Source organism: Rhodococcus sp. SGAir0479 (assembly GCF_005484805.1).
In the GTDB taxonomy this organism is placed as follows: domain Bacteria; phylum Actinomycetota; class Actinomycetes; order Mycobacteriales; family Mycobacteriaceae; genus Prescottella.
Window position 1 is genome coordinate 85,859 of sequence record NZ_CP039433.1, and the last position, 18,635, is coordinate 104,493.

Annotated in this window: 29 protein-coding genes; 18 read left to right on the plus strand and 11 right to left on the minus strand. The window is 66.0% G+C overall.

Features of this window, described 5'->3' with window-relative positions; translation table 11 throughout:
* Positions 1 to 113: 113 nt before the first annotated feature.
* From E7742_RS23845 to E7742_RS22980, 7 genes are all read left to right on the plus strand, one after another.
* A complete protein-coding gene (locus E7742_RS23845; protein ID WP_012532590.1) occupies positions 114 to 323 on the plus strand; it encodes a ribbon-helix-helix domain-containing protein in 210 nt (69 codons plus the stop codon).
* Positions 324 to 533: 210 nt separating this feature from the next.
* Positions 534 to 1,451, plus strand: a complete 918-nt coding sequence (locus E7742_RS22955) for an Lrp/AsnC family transcriptional regulator (RefSeq protein WP_137801421.1) — start codon at positions 534 to 536, stop codon at positions 1,449 to 1,451.
* A 25-nt stretch (positions 1,452 to 1,476) separates the two neighbouring features.
* On the plus strand, positions 1,477 to 2,277 hold the full coding sequence (locus E7742_RS22960; RefSeq protein WP_137801422.1) for a hypothetical protein: 801 nt from the start codon (positions 1,477 to 1,479) through the stop codon (positions 2,275 to 2,277).
* Between the two features lie 347 nt (positions 2,278 to 2,624).
* Positions 2,625 to 2,996: a helix-turn-helix domain-containing protein gene (locus E7742_RS22965; protein ID WP_175420662.1), complete on the plus strand. Its 372-nt coding sequence runs from the start codon at positions 2,625 to 2,627 to the stop codon at positions 2,994 to 2,996.
* Positions 2,997 to 3,137: 141 nt separating this feature from the next.
* On the plus strand, positions 3,138 to 3,329 hold the full coding sequence (locus E7742_RS22970) for a hypothetical protein (RefSeq protein ID WP_137801424.1): 192 nt from the start codon (positions 3,138 to 3,140) through the stop codon (positions 3,327 to 3,329).
* Positions 3,330 to 3,406: 77 nt separating this feature from the next.
* The gene (locus E7742_RS22975; protein WP_137801425.1) at positions 3,407 to 4,399 is read left to right on the plus strand and encodes a hypothetical protein; all 993 of its coding nucleotides are present in this window, start codon (positions 3,407 to 3,409) and stop codon (positions 4,397 to 4,399) included.
* 48 nt (positions 4,400 to 4,447) lie between these two features.
* Positions 4,448 to 4,750, plus strand: coding sequence for a hypothetical protein (locus tag E7742_RS22980; RefSeq protein ID WP_137801426.1), 303 nt, complete (start codon positions 4,448 to 4,450; stop codon positions 4,748 to 4,750).
* 241 nt (positions 4,751 to 4,991) lie between these two features.
* Here E7742_RS22980 and E7742_RS22985 read toward each other — a convergent pair whose 3' ends face one another.
* Entirely contained in the window at positions 4,992 to 5,594 is a 603-nt protein-coding gene (locus E7742_RS22985) for a mobilome CxxCx(11)CxxC protein (RefSeq protein ID WP_175420663.1), read from the minus strand.
* A 324-nt stretch (positions 5,595 to 5,918) separates the two neighbouring features.
* Here E7742_RS22985 and E7742_RS22990 point away from each other — a divergent pair, with 324 nt between their 5' ends.
* The 3 genes from E7742_RS22990 (at position 5,919) to E7742_RS23000 (ending at position 7,488) form a co-directional block, all read left to right on the plus strand.
* Positions 5,919 to 6,212 carry a hypothetical protein gene (locus tag E7742_RS22990; RefSeq protein WP_137801428.1) on the plus strand — a complete coding sequence of 98 codons (294 nt, stop codon included), beginning with the start codon at positions 5,919 to 5,921 and terminating at the stop codon, positions 6,210 to 6,212.
* Positions 6,213 to 6,287: 75 nt separating this feature from the next.
* Positions 6,288 to 6,857: a DnaB-like helicase N-terminal domain-containing protein gene (locus tag E7742_RS22995; RefSeq protein ID WP_137801429.1), complete on the plus strand. Its 570-nt coding sequence runs from the start codon at positions 6,288 to 6,290 to the stop codon at positions 6,855 to 6,857.
* Between the two features lie 49 nt (positions 6,858 to 6,906).
* Positions 6,907 to 7,488, plus strand: a complete 582-nt coding sequence (locus E7742_RS23000) for a recombinase family protein (RefSeq protein ID WP_254699382.1) — start codon at positions 6,907 to 6,909, stop codon at positions 7,486 to 7,488.
* Positions 7,489 to 7,532: 44 nt separating this feature from the next.
* On the opposite strand, the gene E7742_RS23005 is transcribed toward E7742_RS23000, so the two are convergent.
* Positions 7,533 to 8,084 (minus strand): dihydrofolate reductase family protein, encoded by a 552-nt coding sequence (locus tag E7742_RS23005; protein ID WP_137801431.1) that lies wholly within the window; start codon positions 8,082 to 8,084, stop codon positions 7,533 to 7,535.
* Between the two features lie 1,258 nt (positions 8,085 to 9,342).
* On the opposite strand from E7742_RS23005, the gene E7742_RS23010 reads away from it, so the two are divergent.
* The 5 genes from E7742_RS23010 (at position 9,343) to E7742_RS23030 (ending at position 12,401) form a co-directional block, all read left to right on the plus strand.
* A complete protein-coding gene (locus tag E7742_RS23010; protein WP_137801432.1) occupies positions 9,343 to 10,893 on the plus strand; it encodes a ParB/RepB/Spo0J family partition protein in 1,551 nt (516 codons plus the stop codon).
* An 83-nt stretch (positions 10,894 to 10,976) separates the two neighbouring features.
* Positions 10,977 to 11,216 (plus strand): hypothetical protein, encoded by a 240-nt coding sequence (locus E7742_RS23015; protein WP_137801433.1) that lies wholly within the window; start codon positions 10,977 to 10,979, stop codon positions 11,214 to 11,216.
* A 94-nt stretch (positions 11,217 to 11,310) separates the two neighbouring features.
* The gene (locus E7742_RS23020; protein WP_137801434.1) at positions 11,311 to 11,577 is read left to right on the plus strand and encodes a hypothetical protein; all 267 of its coding nucleotides are present in this window, start codon (positions 11,311 to 11,313) and stop codon (positions 11,575 to 11,577) included.
* On the plus strand, positions 11,577 to 11,942 hold the full coding sequence (locus tag E7742_RS23025; protein ID WP_254699383.1) for a ribbon-helix-helix domain-containing protein: 366 nt from the start codon (positions 11,577 to 11,579) through the stop codon (positions 11,940 to 11,942). Before E7742_RS23020 ends, E7742_RS23025 begins: the two co-directional genes overlap by 1 nt.
* A 108-nt stretch (positions 11,943 to 12,050) precedes the next feature.
* The gene (locus E7742_RS23030; protein ID WP_137801435.1) at positions 12,051 to 12,401 is read left to right on the plus strand and encodes a hypothetical protein; all 351 of its coding nucleotides are present in this window, start codon (positions 12,051 to 12,053) and stop codon (positions 12,399 to 12,401) included.
* Between the two features lie 122 nt (positions 12,402 to 12,523).
* Here the strand turns inward: E7742_RS23030 and E7742_RS23035 are convergent, their stop codons facing one another.
* The 4 genes from E7742_RS23035 to ligD form a co-directional block, all read right to left on the minus strand.
* Entirely contained in the window at positions 12,524 to 12,883 is a 360-nt protein-coding gene (locus tag E7742_RS23035; protein WP_137801436.1) for a hypothetical protein, read from the minus strand.
* Positions 12,884 to 12,982: 99 nt separating this feature from the next.
* A complete protein-coding gene (locus E7742_RS23040; protein WP_137801437.1) occupies positions 12,983 to 13,468 on the minus strand; it encodes a hypothetical protein in 486 nt (161 codons plus the stop codon).
* A gap of 276 nt (positions 13,469 to 13,744) precedes the next feature.
* Positions 13,745 to 14,014 (minus strand): hypothetical protein, encoded by a 270-nt coding sequence (locus E7742_RS23045; protein ID WP_137801438.1) that lies wholly within the window; start codon positions 14,012 to 14,014, stop codon positions 13,745 to 13,747.
* Positions 14,015 to 14,172: 158 nt separating this feature from the next.
* Positions 14,173 to 15,141 carry a non-homologous end-joining DNA ligase gene (ligD, locus tag E7742_RS23050; protein ID WP_137801439.1) on the minus strand — a complete coding sequence of 323 codons (969 nt, stop codon included), beginning with the start codon at positions 15,139 to 15,141 and terminating at the stop codon, positions 14,173 to 14,175.
* 121 nt (positions 15,142 to 15,262) lie between these two features.
* Between ligD and E7742_RS23345 the strand changes: the two genes are divergently transcribed.
* Positions 15,263 to 15,427, plus strand: coding sequence for a hypothetical protein (locus tag E7742_RS23345; RefSeq protein ID WP_175420664.1), 165 nt, complete (start codon positions 15,263 to 15,265; stop codon positions 15,425 to 15,427).
* Here E7742_RS23345 and E7742_RS23055 read toward each other — a convergent pair whose 3' ends face one another.
* Both E7742_RS23055 and E7742_RS23060 read right to left on the minus strand, forming a co-directional pair.
* The gene (locus tag E7742_RS23055) at positions 15,428 to 15,934 is read right to left on the minus strand and encodes a hypothetical protein (RefSeq protein ID WP_137801440.1); all 507 of its coding nucleotides are present in this window, start codon (positions 15,932 to 15,934) and stop codon (positions 15,428 to 15,430) included.
* Positions 15,935 to 15,950: 16 nt separating this feature from the next.
* Positions 15,951 to 16,235 (minus strand): hypothetical protein, encoded by a 285-nt coding sequence (locus tag E7742_RS23060; RefSeq protein WP_137801441.1) that lies wholly within the window; start codon positions 16,233 to 16,235, stop codon positions 15,951 to 15,953.
* 144 nt (positions 16,236 to 16,379) lie between these two features.
* On the opposite strand from E7742_RS23060, the gene E7742_RS23065 reads away from it, so the two are divergent.
* Both E7742_RS23065 and E7742_RS23070 read left to right on the plus strand, forming a co-directional pair.
* Positions 16,380 to 16,739 carry a hypothetical protein gene (locus E7742_RS23065; RefSeq protein WP_137801442.1) on the plus strand — a complete coding sequence of 120 codons (360 nt, stop codon included), beginning with the start codon at positions 16,380 to 16,382 and terminating at the stop codon, positions 16,737 to 16,739.
* Positions 16,740 to 16,874: 135 nt separating this feature from the next.
* Positions 16,875 to 17,330 (plus strand): hypothetical protein, encoded by a 456-nt coding sequence (locus E7742_RS23070; protein ID WP_137801443.1) that lies wholly within the window; start codon positions 16,875 to 16,877, stop codon positions 17,328 to 17,330.
* Positions 17,331 to 17,466: 136 nt separating this feature from the next.
* Here the strand turns inward: E7742_RS23070 and E7742_RS23075 are convergent, their stop codons facing one another.
* Genes E7742_RS23075 through E7742_RS23085 form a run of 3 tightly spaced genes read right to left on the minus strand, consistent with a single transcriptional unit; the run spans position 17,467 to position 18,340 of the window.
* Positions 17,467 to 17,781: a hypothetical protein gene (locus tag E7742_RS23075; RefSeq protein ID WP_137801444.1), complete on the minus strand. Its 315-nt coding sequence runs from the start codon at positions 17,779 to 17,781 to the stop codon at positions 17,467 to 17,469.
* Positions 17,782 to 17,801: 20 nt separating this feature from the next.
* Positions 17,802 to 18,050, minus strand: coding sequence for a CopG family transcriptional regulator (locus tag E7742_RS23080; protein ID WP_175420665.1), 249 nt, complete (start codon positions 18,048 to 18,050; stop codon positions 17,802 to 17,804).
* Positions 18,051 to 18,055: 5 nt separating this feature from the next.
* On the minus strand, positions 18,056 to 18,340 hold the full coding sequence (locus E7742_RS23085) for a hypothetical protein (RefSeq protein ID WP_137801446.1): 285 nt from the start codon (positions 18,338 to 18,340) through the stop codon (positions 18,056 to 18,058).
* Positions 18,341 to 18,635: the final 295 nt, after the last annotated feature.

The following is an 18,635-nucleotide window of genomic DNA, read 5'->3' on the forward strand; positions in this document are numbered from 1 at the left end:
AAACTCGAGAACTCGAGCGACACGCCCAGCGGCCGGCGAATGTCAGACACTCAGTATCGCTGGCCGTAAGGTCGTCCCGGAACAAGGACCGAACCTGGTCGGAAGGGAGTGGAATGACCTCGGCAACGCGCGAAGAGCGACCGTACCGTCGACTTAATCCCCACAGCAACGCGCCTACCTCTCCCCGGCGGACAGTCCGGTTCCCGGACGTCATCGACCAGGAACTCGAGGCGCTCTCCGACGAGACGGGCCGTTCCGTCTCCAAACTGATCCGCGAGGCCGTGACCTCGTTCATCGCAGACGCGAAGAAGGAAGCGAGCTAACAAGCCCTAGAAATGCCAAACCCCCCGGCTGCCACCGAGGGGTCCGACAATTGAAGATCAGATACACGCTCGAGCAGGCGACCCACCAAACGGCATCCAGATTGTCCATCGCCGATATTACAGGGTCGCCGGTAGCTCGACTAGTCATACGTGCCTGCCAGCATCGGCGTGTCTCCGGTCTTCTTCTCACAACGAGAGGAATTACCCACCGTGGCGACGACCCTCAGCTCTCATGAGCCGATCCTGACCTGGCTATCCGCCGTACGCGGCAAGACCAGCGACCTCCCGCACAGCGCACGCTCAGTGGCGCTCGCGATCCTCACGCACGTCAACCCGGAGACGGGAATGACCAAGCCGATCAGCTACGCGACCCTGCAGCAGGAGGCCGGTTGCTCTCGCGGCACCCTGGTCGCCGCTCTGCGCCGCCTCGACGACGCCGGGATGATCCGTCGATTCGGCGCCCACCAGCAGCTGAACGTCTACTCATTGGCTGTGGATAACTCGCTGGCCAGCGCTGTCGAACCCGGTACGGAATTCGCACCGGCCCCGGTACAGCCGCTGGTCGCTGCGGACCACGTCGGCAGCGATTCCGCACCCACCCCGGTGCAAATTTTGCACCACGAGAAAGAGCTTTTCTCTTCCTCTTCTCCTTCTCTCTCCTCTGTTGATCCCGATGCCCTGGGGACCGCTGCCCCGATCCCGCTACCGCGGGACTGGGCACCGAATCCCCAGCATCTGAGCCGCGTCGCCGCACGTGGCCTCGACCTCGCGGCCGTGGTCGACGCGTTCCGCCAGTACGCCGAGGAGAAGACTCGCACGGGCGTCGACAAGTGGGACAAGGCGTTCGGCTGGTGGCTCATGCCCAGCGGGGGCTGGGACAAGCACGTCGCCGCACGGGCCGCAGCCGCCACTGCGCCATCGGTGCCGGCCTCTGCCAGCGAGGAGACGTCCGTCAAGCGCACGAACCACCGAGGGATCAGCACCGTGATGCGCACACTGCAAGCCCAGGGCATCTCCGGCGCAAGTGTTAGGGATCGGGTGGTCGAACTGCTCGACGAGGGCACCCCGGTCTACGAAATCGCGGGCATGATCGAGAACGAACTCTTCGCGCTACCCGTGGGGGCCTAACACTCGCGACGAAGGAGGGGCTCGCGTGAGGTACTCGGCGATCGACGCCGCCAGAGTGTGGGTGGGGGAGCAGCTGCGTTACCCGCAGCGGATCCCGCGGACGACCACGGTCCTCGATTGGAGTGCGATCCCGTCGACACTGCAACGGCGTCTCGAGGACGTTGCCCGTGCCAGTGGGACCATCGACTTCGGGTCACTGCCCCGGCGGCGATGGTTCTCGACCCGGCCGGCGCTGTCCGCGAGTGACCACACGACAGTCGCCAGCGCGAGCACGGTGCTCCATTGGCCGACACACGCCGATACCGACGAGACCCGGATCGTCACTCTCGCCGAAGGTGTCCTGGACCGAACCGCAGCTCACCCCGCATGGACGATCCCCGTGGTGGGTGGCCGCAGATCGGTGATCGGGCTCCACATGGAGCTGCACGCGATCGCAGCCGCAGCGAACGAGTTGCTGACCCTCCGCAGCTCGACCCCGGATCCGCCGACTGCGGCCGGCGTTGCGACACAGTCCCGAGAGGAATGGAACCGTCGTGAGGTCATCTTCGCGCAGAGCCGTTCGACACTCAGCGATCGCGTCGCAGCACTCCGTGTCGTCGAGGACGCCCTCGACCGCGTCCACTCCGTTGCCGAGGACCTGAGAACCGTCCAGCGCCTCTCCGCCGACACACACCGCGCCGAACAACTCCACCAGCAGATGGCAGGCGCGGAGCTCGCGGCCGCCGATGCGCCCACCGCCAGCGAACAGCTCGAAGAAGTCGAACAGAACCTTCGAGCGCAGGTCGACTACCTCGACACCCTCGTCGCGCGAACGCCGCGCCCCTGAGACCCGTAGGAAGGCAAGAAGAAAGCCCCAGCCAGGGGGTCGGCTGAGGCTTTCGTACGAGTCCGCAGGACTCACTGGCTGAATCGGGGGGGGGGGGATTCAAGTTGCCGCCCGCAGTCTACCGTCACCACCCGACAAGACCGAGGCACGTGACCAAGATCGGCAACCCGATGCCACGCGTTCGAAGGACAGTGCTGCCGCGGCACCGCTACGCGCCGCCTTGCCATCTATCACTCCCTGTTCACCAGAGCGCGGAGGACCGGACGACGCAGTGCCGGCGGGTAGAGTCACCTCGATCAATCCGCTGGGGCAGGCAGGCCCAAGCACGAACCCGGAAGGGAACTTTCATGGCCGACACGGACCGCCGCTCCGGCGCAGAACTGCGCGCTCGACGGGAGCTGCTCGGCCTCAACGCGCAGGAGACCGCCGCACTACTCGGGGTCGACGAACGCGTGATCCGGCGATGGGAACAAGGCAAGCCCATCCCCGAAGGCGTCGTCGCCGAACTCGCGCAGCTCGAACAGGTCCAGGACGACGTGATCCGGGAACTCGAAGACGCCGGCAAAGACAGTGGCGTCATCACCACCTACAAGGGCGACGGCGTCGTACCCGACCGCCCCAAACTGCCCGCCCGCTGGCACCGCGTCGCGGCCGCAACTGCCGTCCGCAACCTCGCAGCCGACGGAGTCGATACCCGAATCATCTACGCCGAAGGCTGATTACCAGGCGATACGCGCCAATTCGGGCGCTTCTGCCATTGTGCCGTTACAACGGTTGAACGGCTAAACGTTGTAACGTAGAATGGTTGTAGCGAGCAGGGCATCAGGCCCAGCTCACGATCCCCGGGAAGGGGACTCCTCATGCACGACTATGTCGTGGCGATCAGCCATCGCGACGGTGACCACGTCGGCTCCGTCAAAGTCTCGGCAGCGACAGCGTCCGACGCGGCGGACGCCGGAATCTTGACCATGCTCGACGAGCGGCCGTTGCCATCGAGCGACTACCGGGCGATCGCCGTTCCACTGCGCCAGCTCGCACCGGCCTCCCACTGACCTCCGGATCGGCGGGGCGCCCGACGGCAAGCCCCGCCGACCCCTCTCCTTGACCAGCCCTGGAAAGGGACACGGCAATGAATCTTGCAACCGAATCATCCGGCACCCCAACGGACGAGCTGTTCAACAACCTCTCGAACATCCTCAGCACCGTCGCGTGGGCCGGCATGGCTCTCGGGTTCCTCATCATGGTCGTCAGCGCAGGCCGATTGGCGTTCGCCTACGACTCCTACGCCCGGTCCAGCGCCCTCCGCGGAATCATCGGGGGAGTGGGAGCCATCATCGGGTTCGGCCTCGCCGCCCTACTCGGCGCAGGTGGCTCCGTCTCCGACTCTCCCGCCGAGCCAGAATCAGAACCGTCCCCGGCTCCGCAGCCGGATCCGACCCCGGCCCCTGAACCGGCCCCGACTGACGCCGGCGACTCCACCCCCGCTGCCAGTCTCGACATCAATCCCATGATCCTGCTCGCCGCCATCGGCGCGATCGGGTTCCTCATCGTCACCTGGTTCGCCGTGTCCAACCTGCGAGCCCGCCGCGCCGAACGCCGCGAGGAGCGAGAAGCCCGCGAGCGCGACTGGGCGACCGGCCAGGCCGTGTACAAGGGCGTCCTCGACGACTACAGCGCCTATCTGCTCGACCCCTTCGCATGGCTCCAACGGCCTATCCTCGAAGACGTCGACGAGCCGCTGACGGCCGCGTTTCTCGAAGCGCTCGCCCACGCCCAGGCGCTCGACCTCGACGTCGTCCCCGCCGCCCAGAACCGAATCGACCAGTTCCGCACCGCGGCCCACGATCTCCGGGCAGCCTGGGACAAGGCTGACGAGAACGCCCGCCGCATCGGCACCAGCATCTACGAGCGGTCCAGCCGCAACAAGCTCCGCAAGGCCGCCTACGCACTCCGCACCGCCCTCGACACTTCTGCCACCGCAGCAGAGCGTCAAGCCGCCACCGAGACCGTCAAGAAGCTGACAGACGGCCTGGTCAAGGCGCCCGAACGGGTCCTCAGCGCCGTCACCGCCGCCATCGACACAGCACGTCGCAAGGAACTCCCTGTCGGACTCAACCAGTAGCTTGTAGACCGAGCCCTCACCAGACACAGAACGGACTGCACGGATCAGATGAATGCATTCACATGGATTGGCGTCGCGCTCCTCATCGTCGGCGGCGGCATCGTGATCTGGGTGTCGCCGATGGTGCTCGCTCTACAGGCCAAGGGGCTTCCCGGAGGGAAGTACCGCACCCGGCACGGCATCGGGCTCGGGCTCGCCGCTTTCGGCGCCATCCTGATGAACATCGGCACGCTGAGCTCGAGCGCCGGCGTCGCGATGAAGATCGCCGCCGTCGCGGCCGCAGTGATCCTGCTGGGAACGCTGCTGTGGGCCACTGTGCGGATGCGCAACCAGAGCGCGGCGACTGAATAGACCACCGGTACTGACAACGAAGGCGGGGCAGATGCCCCGCCTTCGTCGTGTGGTCTTCGGCTACTTGCCGCACACAGGGCACCCAAGACCAGTGGGCCCCAAGTTGAGTCGCCCCGCCTGGAAGCTCTTCCTCAGCTGGGTTCGGCGGCCGGGTTCACGGTGGTACTCGGTCAGCCGAGCCATGAACTCCTGCTGTTCCTGAGGCGATAGGTTCAAGTATCCGTCGAGAAAAGCCGAAACTCTATCCGATCCACTTCTTGGGGAAGTCACCACACACTCCGCATTCGCTCGGCTTCATCGCACTCGGGACGACTCTACAGACTGCGCAGGCCTTTCCGCGTTCAAACAATGCTGCGCGCATTCCCATTCGTGTTTCAGCGGGTGTGACCTGTTGAGAGCTGTCCCGGTCCTTCTGCGCGGAGTCCTGTGCCTGGAGGAGTTTCAGCGCCTGCTCGAACTCGTCGGCATCGGTGTAGCTCTTGGCGAGGTTCCGGAAAGCGTCCGCGAGCTGTTGGTTCGCAGCTGCTGATTGGACAGCGTGGGCGTAGGTGCCGCTCCAGTCGGAGGTGAGTGCATATGTATTGACGACCGCCAGTGGAATTCCTAGTGCACCAGCTACGACGACGAGCGCGGGGAGTATGCCGGGCCAGGGGATTCCTGACACTGCGACAGCACCGACGACGACCGGGATCACGATGCCAGCGAAAGTCAGCCGGCCCATGCGCTTCTTGAATCGCCGCGCCCTCACGCCAAATAGGTATCCGGTCCCATAGGTGTGCAGTGCGTGATCCCACGCGTCTTGTCGGAGCGTGTCGATTCGTGAGGGTGAAGCTTCGGATGTCACAGCAATAGTCTGAGGGACGACTGAAATGGAACCAAGAAGAGCAGATAGTTTCCTGCCCGCCGGGTCCTCATTATCGCGGTGGCTTGTCGCTGCGTACCCCTGGCCCGCTCTGCTCTACCAGCGGCAATGCCTACCTGCGGTAGGTACTGCGCTCCTCGTCCACCGCACCATTCGTCTCTTGCCGGCGGGGCCGGGGAACGGTTGGAGCTACATCGAAAAACAAGTCACCACCAGGCATTACGCATTGCAAACAGCTATATTGTCAGATAGACTAGAAGGGCGGTAGGGCATCGGCCCAGCCGCCAACACCCGGGAGGGAAACTCATGGACACCGACCTGATCGAGCAGACCGTCATCGTCACCGCAACCATCGCCCAGGCAGCGGACGGCCACACCAACACTGTCGACCTCGAGGCACACCTGGACGGCGCAGGCTGCGTCCTCCCGCCCGTCTGGGCGCAGAGTCTCGTTGCCGCACAGGCCGACCCGGGGGAGTGGAGCACCGAGATCGCCGACCGGGTCCTCGCGGGCCACGGATACCGCCGCACCGACGAGTGGCTCGACGACGACAGCGGATGCTGGACCGCGACCGTCGAGCACATCGCCAGCGCATCCTGACACCATCGGATACCGGCAGCAGTTGGGCCGGGGCCACCGCGGTCCCGGCCTGACGCATACGAGGGGGAGAACCACATGCAGCACGTCGAGCACGACGAGACGGACGCGTTGGTCGACGAGCCGACCGACGACCCGGGCAGCGAGTACACCGAGCCCGAACTCGACCCCGAGGCTCACATGCTCTGCGCCGCCATGTGGACCCGAGACGACACCACCTTGAGGTTCGTCGCCGAGCGGATGACCGAGGCCGACTTCGCCAACCCCTTCCACCGCCCTGTTTTCGCAGCGATCCGCGACGCGGTGCTGGCCGGCCACCCGCACGATCCCGCTAGCGTCAGCATGGCCCTTGGTCGCGCAGGCAGCCAGGCAGTACCGGCCGCCGTCCACAACCACTTCCGCGCAGCCCTCACCCTGGGGTCGTCCGCGGGCGCACTCCGCTACTACGCCGCCGACGTCGTCGCTGTCGCATACCGACGAAGCTTCCACGAGCTGGCGGCCACGATGGCGCACGCCGCCGCCGAGGCTGCCGAAGATCAACTGTTCCCGATCCTGGTCGACCTGGGGACCCGTCAGCGCAGCGAGATGAACCGACTCCACTCCCTCCGCAACGACCCACTGCCCACGACGGCGGCCGACCAGGCGTGACCCGAGGTCCAAGCTGCAATATTCCAGTTCGCAATAGGATGGGCGCATGATGATCGGATACGCGCGGGCCGACGAAGGCCACGACGAGGACCAGCAACGCTCGTCGCTCACCGCCCTGGGAGTCGAGCCTGATCACATCCACATCGACCGCGGCCTACGCGGGACCAGGAACGACCTGCCCGCCCGCACGGCCATGCTCGCAGACCTCACCGCCGGCGATGTCATCGCGGTCACTGGACTCGAGCGGCTGGCCCGCTCCGCGGCCGAGCTGGGCGAAGTCGCCGGCGTGATCGAGCAGCGCGGCGCATCACTTCGCGTCGGACCGACCATCTACGACCCGGCCACCGAGACCGGCCGCACCGCCTTCGCAATGCTCACCCGGACCTTCCCCGACTTTCAGGCCGGGATCTTCCAACTCCGGCTGTCCGGGCCACGCGCGAAAGCCAAAGCCGCAGGACGGTATCCGGGCGGCAAGGCGAAGCTCACACCAGAGCAGAGCCGTGCAATGTTCGAGCAGTACCAGTCCGGCGAAAAGACAGTCGCCGAGCTGCAGAGGGAACACGGGCTGAGCAAGTCCGGTGTGTACGTGTATCTGCGGCAGGAACGCGACGCCCGCAACAACACGCCCTAGACCACGCAATCGGGATTGCCCTCCGCCCCTTCAGGGGGAGGGTGTCAGACCGTGAGGTAGCGCAGCATCACCACCGTGTCGAAGTGCCTCGTCTCTGCCAACCGGAGTCGAATGTGGTTGTCCAGGGGAGGGAACATCGGGGTGCCCCCGCCGAGAACGACGGGCGAGAGGAACAATTGGTACTCGTCGATGAGACCGTGGGGAATCAGTGAGGTCGCCAGGTTCGCGCCGCCGACTTCCATCGTGCCGTCTCCGTCGGCCTTGAGTCTGCGGACCTCCTCGACCGCGTTGTCGCTGACAAGTCTGCTGTTCCAGCGAACCTCGGTGAGCGTTCGGGAGAAGACGACCTTGGGCTTCTCCGTCCAGAGCTTCGCGAAATCGCGTTCGATGCGCGAGGCGCTCGCGGGCACGTACGGCCAGTGCGCGGCCATCAGTTCGTAGAGTCTGCGCCCGTGCAGCGAGATCTCGATCTCGCGGTACCGGTCGTTGTGAAACTGGTGCAGCTCCTCGTCCGGTTCGGCCCAGTCGATACTCCCGTCGCGGTCGTTGACGAAGCCGTCGAGGGACACGCCGAAGGTGTAGATCAGTTTCCTCATGACTGGACAGACCTTCCGCGGTGGAAAAACTCATCGTGCCTACGTCCGGGCTCTCACCCGGCGACACGAATCGAAGCCGATACGACCGGCCGGTACCTATGCCGCAAGCGGCGGGCGCGGCCTGCCATAGTGGGCCGCTGCGCGCGTTGCGAGTTCTCCTTGCCGGCTTCGGCTTCCTGTTCGGATTGCTGATCGGCGGTGTCGCTGCCCGCTCGGGCAGGCGGCTCGACTGTGCCGGAGATTGCCGCTGGGTATCGAAGGAGACGAACGTGCTCTACCCACAGCCGGGGCGGCGGACGATGGACTCGACCCCGACGCAAACTCAGGCCCACTGAGGAGGCTGCGATGTTCGATCTTCCGTTCTGGGGACCGCTCGCGCCCGTGGTGATCGCCGTGGTCAACGCGCTCGACTGGCTAGGGGTGTGGTGATGCTCAACGGCGTCCCGGTGCCGACCTGGCTGTACGACGTGCTCTACCAACTCTGGCTCTGGGGCATTCCGCCGCACTAGTAGGAGAGAAGCTCATGGGTGACACGTTCTGGTTTCTGCCGTTGCCATTCGAGACGCTCCGATGGCTGGCTGCGACGTACCCATGCGTGGTCGACTTCCGCCAGGCGTGTGGGCGATAAGGAGGTGGTGATGCTCGACTACGGATTCTTCGGCCGCACCCTCGGCCCACTCGGAGAGGCGATGGACTTTGTCATCTACTGGCTCGCCACGGGCGGGCGGATGATGCCGCCCGCATAGCGCGCGAATCCCCGAGGCCTTTCTCAACAACGTCCCCGGGGGTGCGTTGCACCGTTGTACGCCTGCGGCGCACCCCGAAACGAGCTCCGCTGCGCTCCGCCCCTGGAAAAGACTTCTTCCTTTTTCCCTTCTGGCCTTCCGATTTTGACCGGCGGTGACCTCCGCGCAACCCCTTGGCGCTACGCGGCCTGACGGCTCCGAAAAATCTCTCCCCCGCTGCGCTCCTCCAAGATTTTTCGACCCCAGGGGTTGCACTCCGGCCCCCTCATGCCGGTCCAAATACTCCATGCCAGAAGGGCAAAAGAACGGGCGGGGGGAGACCCGTCCCCGAGTGAGGAGGGCGTCATGCGTCGCGTTGAGGCGGAAGTCGATTCGAAGGACGAGATCGCCGAGATCGTCGAGCTGCTCGACGGAAACCCCTGGAACTAGATCAGCGCCCGAGAAAACGAGTGAGTCGGGACAGTGGCTACCTGCCCCGACTCGCTCTCCCGAACTGTAGGAGAGAGGCCATCATGACCGCAACGACCACCCCCGAACTGCTCACCGTCGATCCCGCCACCCTCGAAATCGGTGACAACGTCCGCGACGAGGTCGACCTCGACGCGACACCCGAGTTCGTCGAGTCCATCGCAGAACACGGTGTCCTGCACCCGATCCTGGCCGAACGCCGGGATGACGGCACCATCTTGGTCACCGATGGCCAGCGCCGACTTCTCGCCGCCCGCGCCGCGAACCGGACCAGCGTGCCCGTCATCATCCGCCCCCACGAGAACGGAACCGACAACGCCCGCAAGGCCGCTCGCATCGGCCAGCAGATCGTCTCCAACGACCAGCGCGAAGCCCTCACCGACGGCCAGCGCGCAGCCGGCATCGCCGCCATGCTCGACCTGGGCCTGTCCCAGACCGCCGTCGCCAAGGCAGCCAGCGTCTCCCGCGACAAGGTCAAGACCCTCGCGACGGTCGGCGCATCGAAGGCCGCTCGCGCCAGCGTGGACGAGCACCAGTTCACCATCGAACAGGCCGCGACCATCGCCGAGTTCGAGGAAGCCGGCGACACCGAGGGCATCAACCGCCTGCTCTCCTACGGCAGCCACTACCAGTTCGACTACATGGCCGAGCGTCTGCGTCGTGACCGGGCGGAACGCATCGCACACGCCGAGGCAGCCGCACCGTACGAGGCCAAGGGCTTCACCATCCTCGACGGCTACAACTACCACCCGGTCACGTTCGAGCACGTCCTCACCGAGGCCGGCGAACCGATCACCCTCGAGACGGTCGAAGCTGCCGCCTCCCGCTGGGGCGTCCGGCTGAGCTGGACCGAGGCGTGGTTCGACCGCCAGAGCGGGGCAGAGGTCGCCGAGGACGAGATCGACTGGGACACCAACGAGAACCCCGACCTCGAAGCCGAGGACGGACTGCTCCACATGAACAACATCGAGACCCGCCGGGTGTGGGACCGCGAGTTCCACCTGCTCGACCCGGGCAACCTCGAGGGCAGCGGCCTGCAGCTGAGCGATGTCGCCAAGGTCATGTTCGCGCGCCGGAACGGACGCGCTGCCGCAGTGCCGGCGACCGCCGAAGAAGCAGCCGCCCAGGTCGAGGCGGAGCGCGAGGAACGCCGCCGAGTCCGGGAGCTGAACAAGCGCGCCGAGGCGGCGAACACCGTCCGACGCGCCTTCCTGCGCACCCTGCTCGGGCGCACCAAGATCCCCGCGAACGCGTCCGTGTGGATTGCGGTCACCCTCGCGAGCGATCCTCACCTGCTGGCCGAGTACCACGCGAGCGACTGCCTCGGAGAGCTGCTCGGGATCAAGGACTACCGACTCTCGAACAACGCCGTCCGGGACCTGGCGGTTGCCGCCAGCGACTCGCGCGCGCAGGTCATCACCTTCGCCCTGGTGATCGCCGCGATGGAGGCCCGCATGGTCAAGGACGCCTGGCGGACCCGGCCCCGGGGTGCAACCGCCTACCTCGAACTCCTCGCCGCGAACGGTTACGAGCTGTCGGATGTCGAGAAGGCGATCGCCGCGCACATCAAGCCCGAAACGATCACCCTCGACTAGAGCCGCAAGCGAGGGAGGCCCGCACCGCGACGGTGCGGGCCTTCGCCGCGTCTGCTGCACACTTGAACGAACGAGGAGGGGACATGACTGGCGAGCAGCACTTCGATCAGGATCCAGGACGAGACGCCTGGGGCGGCGACACTCTCGGCGCGGCCGAAGCGATGAGTGACGACGAGCTCGACGCAGCGATCGACGCGCTGGCCGCTCGCGAGCGACGGTGCCTCATCAGCGGGAACGTCGAGTACGCCAAGTCGCTCGCGTACGACAAGTGGGTATGCATCACCGTTCGGGAGAACAGAAACAGGCTGTCACCTGGTAGTTGACGTTCCGAACCTGCCTCAACGCCAGCGCGGACCGCCCCACCGGAATCCCTATTGTGTAGTACACAAATAGCAAATTTTGTAGTACAGTATTAGCATGGCAATCAAGTGGACCGGCAGCGCCGACAAGCATGGAATCGACCATGCCGACGCGACCCATGCAATCGCGCACGCGATGTACGTCGAGGAGGGGTTCGATGATCCTCGACCGCCGTCGACGATTCGGCCCACCCTGTTCATCGGTCCGCCGCGAAAGCTGGGCGGCCCCTTGCTCGAAGTGATGGTGGAGATCGGCCCCCGCGACATCACGGTCTTTCACGTGATGGAGGCCCGCCAGAAGCACCTCGACCGGATGGAGGACTGATGACGACCACGAACACGGGGGTGGCGGCACAGATGGAGGAAGCCATGACCAACAAGAAGAAGAACTACGACGAGGCAGCCGACTGGGCCGAACACGAGATGACCCTGCCGGAGAACTCGAAGACGGCCCGCAGGGGAGCCGCCGCCGCAGAGGCGGGGCGAGCGCTCCTTGCTCGCGCCCATGCCGGGCGGCCGAGTCTGGATCCGCAGGCCAAGCCGGGGGAGGAATCGCCCCGGCGACAAGTGCGACTGCCCCTCGCGGTGAGCGAACAGGTGGACGCACTGGCAGCCGCCCAGGGTCGGCGCGCCGCCGAAGTCATGCGCGACGCCATCACGATGTACGTCAACGAACACGCAAGCCGCTGACGCGCCGTCCCGTCGGCGCAACGCACGCGCCGACGGGCAACGGAGCCTCAACAGGGCAGGGCATCAGGCCCAGCCCATCCGCCCAGGTAAGGGAACCTCATGGAACCGATGAGCACCGCACTGCTGCCGGACTCTGCACGCGTGCCAGCGCCCGAATCGATCCGCGCCGCGCTGCAACGACTCGATGCCGAGCAAGCCCGCGCCGAAGGTGTCGACGCCGAAACTCCCATGCGAATCGTTGACGACGAGCTTGAAGTCGCTCTGGAGTACAGCCCCCGCAGCCGTTTCCGCTTCGTCGTGGATGAGGACGGACTCACGCACGCCCAATACTGGACCTGGTGCCACGCCCAGCAGCGCCACGAGTTGGAGGCAGACTGGCCGGTCAACCTCGACGACTCCGAGACCACCGCCCGCACTCTCTGGCAGCTCATCGCCCAAGTTCACATCGCGATCCACTGAGAAGCGAATGGTGCCCTGGCCGCTCCCGGCCAGGGCACTGTCGCGCTTGAACGGCCCCGACAGTCGGAAATCCGGAGAGGGCGGAAGCGGCGAATTTTCCGAAATGGCGGATGGGTCAGTGGCTAGAAGTCGTTCTGGTAGCCACAGCTCGGGCAGGTGACGTAGGCGTCGGCGTTGTCGCCGTCTTCCCACGGCGCGGTGTAGACGCCCCCACGCTTCATGGGCCTATCGCACCTCGTGCAGCGAGGCTCGGCGCGTGGGCCTCGCTGCGACAGCAGACGTTCAACGAGCTTGTCGTCCTCGAGGACGAACTCCACCTTGCAAGAGACGCAGTCCATGCCTTGCAACGGGGCGTGGCAGTAGGGGCAATTGTCGATCGTCGAGTAGTCGAAGTCATCGCTCCCGTCGCTGACGTGGGTTCCCCCGCTATCGACGTTGCTGCGCCCGCCGCCGATGCCCAGCAATTTACCGAAGATCCCCATTGGTCAACCTCCTGCGCAGGGCCATCCCCGCCAACGACACGAACTGCTCTGTCTACCAGGTGATACACCCCGACCGCCCGGCAGACCGAGTGAACGGGCTCATTCCAGCGGGAGGACCCAGTAGTGAGGGATTTCAAGGAGCTGGGGAGGCACCCGGATTGGGACGCCGCGCGCGTCGAGATAGAGGCGGTAAGTGACCAGTCCAAACTGGGGACGCCCGGTGTCGGCATCGACACCGCCGAGGAGATACATCCGCCGCTCGTCCTCATCGAACTCGGCGAACACCGCCCGCGCCCACGCCTCGGGCTCGGCCAACTGGATGTGCCGCCGGGCACCAGACGCGGTGTAGGTGCTCGCGACGGCCACGGTCACAGCGGTGCCGGCGGCGGCCGGATCCGACCCTCTCGACTCTGCAGCGAACGACTGGCAGGTGATGGTGACCGTCAACGTCGCGTCCCGTGTTTCGAGGGATTCCGCTGTGACGGCGCATGGCGAGGTGTCGAGAGCGCAGCCAGCGTGGAAAGTGGGCAGTTCGTGCGCGTGTTCTTGACGGATGCGGGCGGCCAGGACGGCGCGATCGGTCACGGGGCAAGGGTACTGACGGGCACTGTCAGTACCGGCCAGGCCGGTCGGCAGCGTCCGCGGTTCCCCTTCAGATGGGGTGCGAGGGCATGAAGAAGGACCGGATGCGTTCGGTCGCCTCTCGGCGATAGGCGCAACGCAGCTCCAGCCGTACGGAACTCTGCGAGGGCAAGGGTTTGAGCCCGGGGGACACGGAACGCAACCGATCCAGCCACCTCAACGCCAGCGCCGACGGAGCTATTCCGTCGGCGTCGTGGCGCTCGTGCTGAACTGAGGTGGCTAGCCGCCGTCTCCGGCGGCCTCTATCGCTGCGGCCAACGTCGCGAGCATCTGTTGCTTCGCCTCACCCTCGCTATTCGATGAGTCGACCTTGATGGCATTGCCAGTTCGTTCGGGATCCTGTGCCCCGACGCCGACCTTTCCCGCGCGATGCACCGACCACAGCCATGTGCCGTCATTCTGAGGGTCGGCCTTCCCTGTGTACCCGTCATGCTTGACGTGAAGGGACTTGCCATCCTCCACCCACGCGGTATCGACCTTCTTTGCCATGCGATCTCCTTGTTCGGTCGGTGTATCGACTCAGCTTCTCTACCCCATCGCCGGGCTGGCGGCAGTTGAAATGCTCGAACCGATCAGCTCCGCGGTTCGAATGACGAAGACTCGCCCCGTTCGGGCGGAGGTCAACGCGCGCGGGGTGAACGAAGCTCTCAGTGCGTGCCGGGCAGATCCACCTCGTCGGGGGCCTTGTCGTCGCGGAGGCCCTTCCAGCTGGGGTGTCTCAGACTGCCGCCGGTGTACTCGCGGTACTCGACATCACCGACCAGTTCGGGCGAGACCCAGTGCGCGCCCCTGACATCCCGATTCGGTGGAGGAGCGGATAGCGGGCTCGTGGGCCGCTCGAGTGCGGCCAGCTGTTGGCGGAGCGATCGGCGGAACGCGGTGGTGAATCCGGTACCGACGTGCCCGATGTACTTCAAGATCCCGTCGTCGTATGCGCCGAGTAGCAGGGATCCGACACCATTGCGGGCCGCGCCGCTGCCGTCGACCCAGCCCACCACGATCGCCTCTGTGTTCTTGCGCAGCGGAGTCTTGATCCAGGCCGGTGCCCGCCGGCCCGGCCGGTACGTGGAGTCCACGCGCTTCGCGACCACACCCTCGAGGTGGTGCTCGCGGGCCAGGTCGAGCATTCGCTCGCCGTCGACGTCCGTCCAGAACGGCGGCACCTGTACGCGCCGCCCCGACATGCCGAGACTGTCGAGCAGCTTCCGCCGCTCGAGATACGTGAGTGCCGTCGTGGGTTCGCCGTCGAGCGCGAGGACGTCGAAGACGTAGTAGGTGACCGGGAAGTCGTTGCGCAGCTGCACTGTCGGGCGCACCACGTGCATCCTGCGCTGCAGTCGACTGAACGAAGGCCGGCCCTTGGCATCGAGCGCCACGATCTCCCCGTCGAGGACGACGTCGTGGTCGTCGACGGCCTCGCCGATCGGCCCGGTCAGTTCCGGGAACGCGCCGGTGATGTCGTTGCCGTTGCGGCTGAACATCCGGACGCCGCCGCGGTCGGCGTTGGTGACGGCGCGTTGTCCGTCCCACTTCATCTCGAATGCCCATCCCTCACCGGCCGGTGGCTCGCCGAGGGTGGCGAGCATCGGCGCCGGGGGAGCCGCCGCGGCACTCATAGGCCAGATTCTGCGCGGCCACACTCGCTCGACGCGGCAGAACGGAGAAAGGAAGCTGCAGGCGGTGTGAGGTGGCGCATCCGATAGCGTTCTCGGTTCAGGTTCTTCGAGAGGTACAGCAGTGCAGGTTGGCGATCGTGTCCGCATCCGCCCAGGTGGGGCCTCAGTTTTCACCATCGTCGAGATCAGTGAGGACGACGGCCGCTGCCTCATCGAGGCCGTCGACGAGGCCCCCGGCAAGTATCCGTTCCCGATGAAGCCCGAGGACCTGATTCCCGAGGCGTAGTCACTCCCGCCCAGGCCGTCTCGCCTGGCGGGCGGCTTCGCGGCGCTGGCGGCGCGCGATCAGCCGTTCCCGGTTCGCGGTGCCGTTGAATATTTCTTCGTTGACCGCGGTTTCGATGTCGAACGGAGTGCCCGCGAGCCGAAGCTCGGCGAGCTCGAGCAGGAACCGGTCGACCGCGATCCGCATGATCTCCGCCCGCGTCGTGCCGTGCCGTGTGGCGAGACCGTGGAGTTCGGCAGTGGTCGGTTTGTCGAGGTGCATGTTCACCACCGCGTCGAAGGGTGGCCGTGTCGCTCGATTCTCCTCACGCAGACGCGCCGCCGCGCCCAGGCCCTGCTGGTCGGCAATGAGTCGGCGGATCGCGACCCGGATCACCGCGCTGCGCCGCCGCTGCCCGAACGGTTCAGCAATCGCCCGCAACGCCAGATCAGCATCGGCCGACAGGAACACCCCGACCGGCGGCCCGATCGGAGTCCGCCCCATCCCTGACGTCGGCACCCCACCCACGCACCTCTCCGGTAATTCAGGTCGACGGACGGAGCAGGCGACTCGAGGGCGAGAGGGCGGAGTCGAAGGCGTCGTCGACGGCGTCGAGAGTGCGAGCGACGCCGTCGAGGCCGTCGCGGGTACGACCGAGGGCATCGGCAGGGGAGAGGGCGTCGCCGAGCGTGTCGACAGCGAGTTCCGTGGCGTCCAGGTCGGCGTACTCGCGAGAAATCTCGGCGACGGTCCGGCGAACATCACGGAGCGCACCGAGAGCGTCCTGGAGTCGGAAGTACAGGTCGGAGGGCTGGACGGGTTCGCTCATGGTCGCGTTCCTTCACGTGCCTGTGGGGCGGGAGATGCTGGTCGGCATCTTTCCAGTTCGGTCCGACACCGCCCGCGACCACCACGAGTTCGGTAGTGGCGTGTAGCCCAAAGCAAGTCAGCATCGCGACCTACACTGCGCGGTATGGGCGCGAGGAAGGTGCCACCCGAGGCGATCGCCGAGGCCGCCGAGGCGGTCGCGGAGAAGATCGACGTGCTCCTCGAGCGGGCCACCGACACCGTGCTGGGAGCACCGCAGCCCGGATCGGATGCATGGCAGCAGGCGTGGGCCGCCCGCGATACCGACGCCGGCCGCGCCGCACTCGCTCACCGCACTCGGATCAAGGCTGCAATCGCGCAGGCTGCTGGAGTCGACCCGAGCCCCGAACTCGAGCGCGCCCGACGTGCTGGCATTGTCACTGACGAGCCCACCGCTGAGCCGCCGCCGGAAGGGGCTAAACGGAGACGCCGGCCGGGCGACGAGGACCAGTTGTCGATGTGGTGAGAGATCGCCGAAACGGCCTCTAACCAGGCAAGATGACATAAGGTAAATTATCGGCGTTTGAATTCGAGTGGCTGACAGTTGGTCCCGACGGACCCCGGACGACGCCAGGGGTCTGTTGCTCTAGGGTTCCGGCTCGTGCAGAGATTGTTTCGTTGCGCCTTCAGACTTCTGGCTCCTCTCACTTCGCAGCAGGCCAATTTGGTACTGCCCGCAGTCCGTGCGCTGATGGAGCGAGAGGGGCTGGAGCCGAATTACGGACAGCTCGACCCCGAGGGCGAGGATCAGTGGATGATGTACGGCTGGACTGCCGATCTTGACTACGACGTTTTCCTGGATCGCTATCCGGGAGGGTCGATCGAGGTTTGGCAAAAGTCGGTGGAGGAAGCCAGAAAGCAGTACGGCTCGACTGCCGATCTTGACTATGGCGTATTCCTGGATCGCTATAAGGGAAGGTCGATCTTGGGTTGGGCAGAGTCGGTGGAGGAAGCCGTAAAGCAGATAGTGGCGGAAGCGAATCCGGTGGCGCGAGCGTCCTGTGAGTGGCGCTTCTCGGATGACGAGGACTTTTATGAGGACGCTTACGACGAGTGATGCGCTCGGTCTTTGGGTTGTAGTCGTCGTCGGTCGGGACCACAGCCAGTCGACCTAGGCAGGAGATGGTCGCCGAGCCCTGACACCGGGATCGAGCTGTAGCCGAGGGCGCCGTGGCCGCGTTCGGGAGGAGCGGTCACTGCTCGCCGGCACCGCTCGGCGCGGAACGCTGCCGCCACCAGATGATCGCCGAGGCGGCGAGTACGGCCGCGCCGATCCCCGCTGCGATCAGGCCGGCACGGTTCGCATCGCAGTCGGGGAGGTAGAGGTTGCCGGTGTACACGTCGGGTTCCGGCACGGTGAGGTCCCCTGCGCTGAAGGTCCCCCAAAAGCCGTTCATGCACTCGGAATAGGACTGGGTCTCGTGGCGGTTGAACAGGAGCCCACCGGCGATGAGGACTATGGCCACGGCCGCGAGGCCAGCAATGGTTCGGCGTGCTGTCGTGGTCACCTGGGGATTGTCACACGAGGTCATTTCGCCTCGCGGCGTGCAGCTTCCAAACGCCGGCGCCGCCGGATCAGCCGGTCACGGCTCGCTTCGCCGTTGAATATCTCCGCGTTGACGGCGGTTTCGAGGTCGAACGGTGCACCGGCCAGGCGAAGTTCGGCCAGCTCGACGAAGAATCGGTCCACCGCGATCCGGATCAACTCGCCCCGAGCGACCCCGACCCGCCGCGCGAGGGTGTCGAGTCGGGCGGTGAGGTCTGCGTCGAGGTGCATGGCCATCACCTTCGAGAACGCTGGTCGGGTGGCGTGATGCGTTTGCGCGACTGCACGATCGCCGCCAACCCCGCCTGGCGGCTCAGGAGTCGGCCGATCGCCACCCGGACCACCGCGCTGCGCCGCCGCTGCCCGAACGGCTCGAGATCCGGGCCACGGCGCGCGGGCAGCAGGCCCGCCACCGGACCGTCACGCTCGCCGGTCGCGGTGGCCGCGTCGACTGGACACCCGCCGCCACGAGCGCGGCCGCTGCCGCGGCGCCGTTGAGGATTGCGCAGTGAACCTGCCACCCGGCGGCTCGACACACTGCGCGTTCCCCACCGCTGGTAGCTCGACGCGCCCCTCGCGAAGCGCTCGCCGCATCTCGTCCATCCCGCCCACCCCCTAGTCAGATTCGCGGACTATGTCCAGAAGGTGCAGTTAACAGGACTGATGGCCGCTGGCTCGCCCAGGTCTGCGTCCCCGCCCGATCGGCCAACGGGCGCAGCGAACTCGACCTGTGGCTGTGGCTCGACGCCTCACACGTCACTCCCCGAATCGTGTGAGGTGGAACCCGCCGGAGCGCAGCGGGATTGGTCTTCTCCT

Excerpts from the sequence above, each read along its gene's own strand:
- E7742_RS22995 (WP_137801429.1), top strand. The coding sequence starts at position 6,288 with ATGCAGCACGTCGAGCACGACGAGACGGACGCGTTGGTCGACGAGCCG.
- E7742_RS23045 (WP_137801438.1), bottom strand. The coding sequence starts at position 14,014 with ATGGCAAAGAAGGTCGATACCGCGTGGGTGGAGGATGGCAAGTCCCTT.
- E7742_RS23030 (WP_137801435.1), top strand. The coding sequence starts at position 12,051 with ATGAGCACCGCACTGCTGCCGGACTCTGCACGCGTGCCAGCGCCCGAA.
- E7742_RS23035 (WP_137801436.1), bottom strand. The coding sequence starts at position 12,883 with ATGGGGATCTTCGGTAAATTGCTGGGCATCGGCGGCGGGCGCAGCAAC.
- E7742_RS23060 (WP_137801441.1), bottom strand. The coding sequence starts at position 16,235 with ATGAGCGAACCCGTCCAGCCCTCCGACCTGTACTTCCGACTCCAGGAC.
- E7742_RS23845 (WP_012532590.1), top strand. The coding sequence starts at position 114 with ATGACCTCGGCAACGCGCGAAGAGCGACCGTACCGTCGACTTAATCCC.
- E7742_RS22980 (WP_137801426.1), top strand. The coding sequence starts at position 4,448 with ATGAATGCATTCACATGGATTGGCGTCGCGCTCCTCATCGTCGGCGGC.
- E7742_RS23010 (WP_137801432.1), top strand. The coding sequence starts at position 9,343 with ATGACCGCAACGACCACCCCCGAACTGCTCACCGTCGATCCCGCCACC.
- ligD (WP_137801439.1), bottom strand. The coding sequence starts at position 15,141 with ATGAGTGCCGCGGCGGCTCCCCCGGCGCCGATGCTCGCCACCCTCGGC.
- E7742_RS23080 (WP_175420665.1), bottom strand. The coding sequence starts at position 18,050 with ATGCACCTCGACGCAGACCTCACCGCCCGACTCGACACCCTCGCGCGG.
- E7742_RS22965 (WP_175420662.1), top strand. The coding sequence starts at position 2,625 with ATGGCCGACACGGACCGCCGCTCCGGCGCAGAACTGCGCGCTCGACGG.
- E7742_RS23025 (WP_254699383.1), top strand. The coding sequence starts at position 11,577 with ATGACGACCACGAACACGGGGGTGGCGGCACAGATGGAGGAAGCCATG.
- E7742_RS23005 (WP_137801431.1), bottom strand. The coding sequence starts at position 8,084 with ATGAGGAAACTGATCTACACCTTCGGCGTGTCCCTCGACGGCTTCGTC.
- E7742_RS22970 (WP_137801424.1), top strand. The coding sequence starts at position 3,138 with ATGCACGACTATGTCGTGGCGATCAGCCATCGCGACGGTGACCACGTC.
- E7742_RS23065 (WP_137801442.1), top strand. The coding sequence starts at position 16,380 with ATGGGCGCGAGGAAGGTGCCACCCGAGGCGATCGCCGAGGCCGCCGAG.
- E7742_RS23015 (WP_137801433.1), top strand. The coding sequence starts at position 10,977 with ATGACTGGCGAGCAGCACTTCGATCAGGATCCAGGACGAGACGCCTGG.
- E7742_RS23000 (WP_254699382.1), top strand. The coding sequence starts at position 6,907 with ATGATCGGATACGCGCGGGCCGACGAAGGCCACGACGAGGACCAGCAA.
- E7742_RS22990 (WP_137801428.1), top strand. The coding sequence starts at position 5,919 with ATGGACACCGACCTGATCGAGCAGACCGTCATCGTCACCGCAACCATC.
- E7742_RS22975 (WP_137801425.1), top strand. The coding sequence starts at position 3,407 with ATGAATCTTGCAACCGAATCATCCGGCACCCCAACGGACGAGCTGTTC.
- E7742_RS23020 (WP_137801434.1), top strand. The coding sequence starts at position 11,311 with ATGGCAATCAAGTGGACCGGCAGCGCCGACAAGCATGGAATCGACCAT.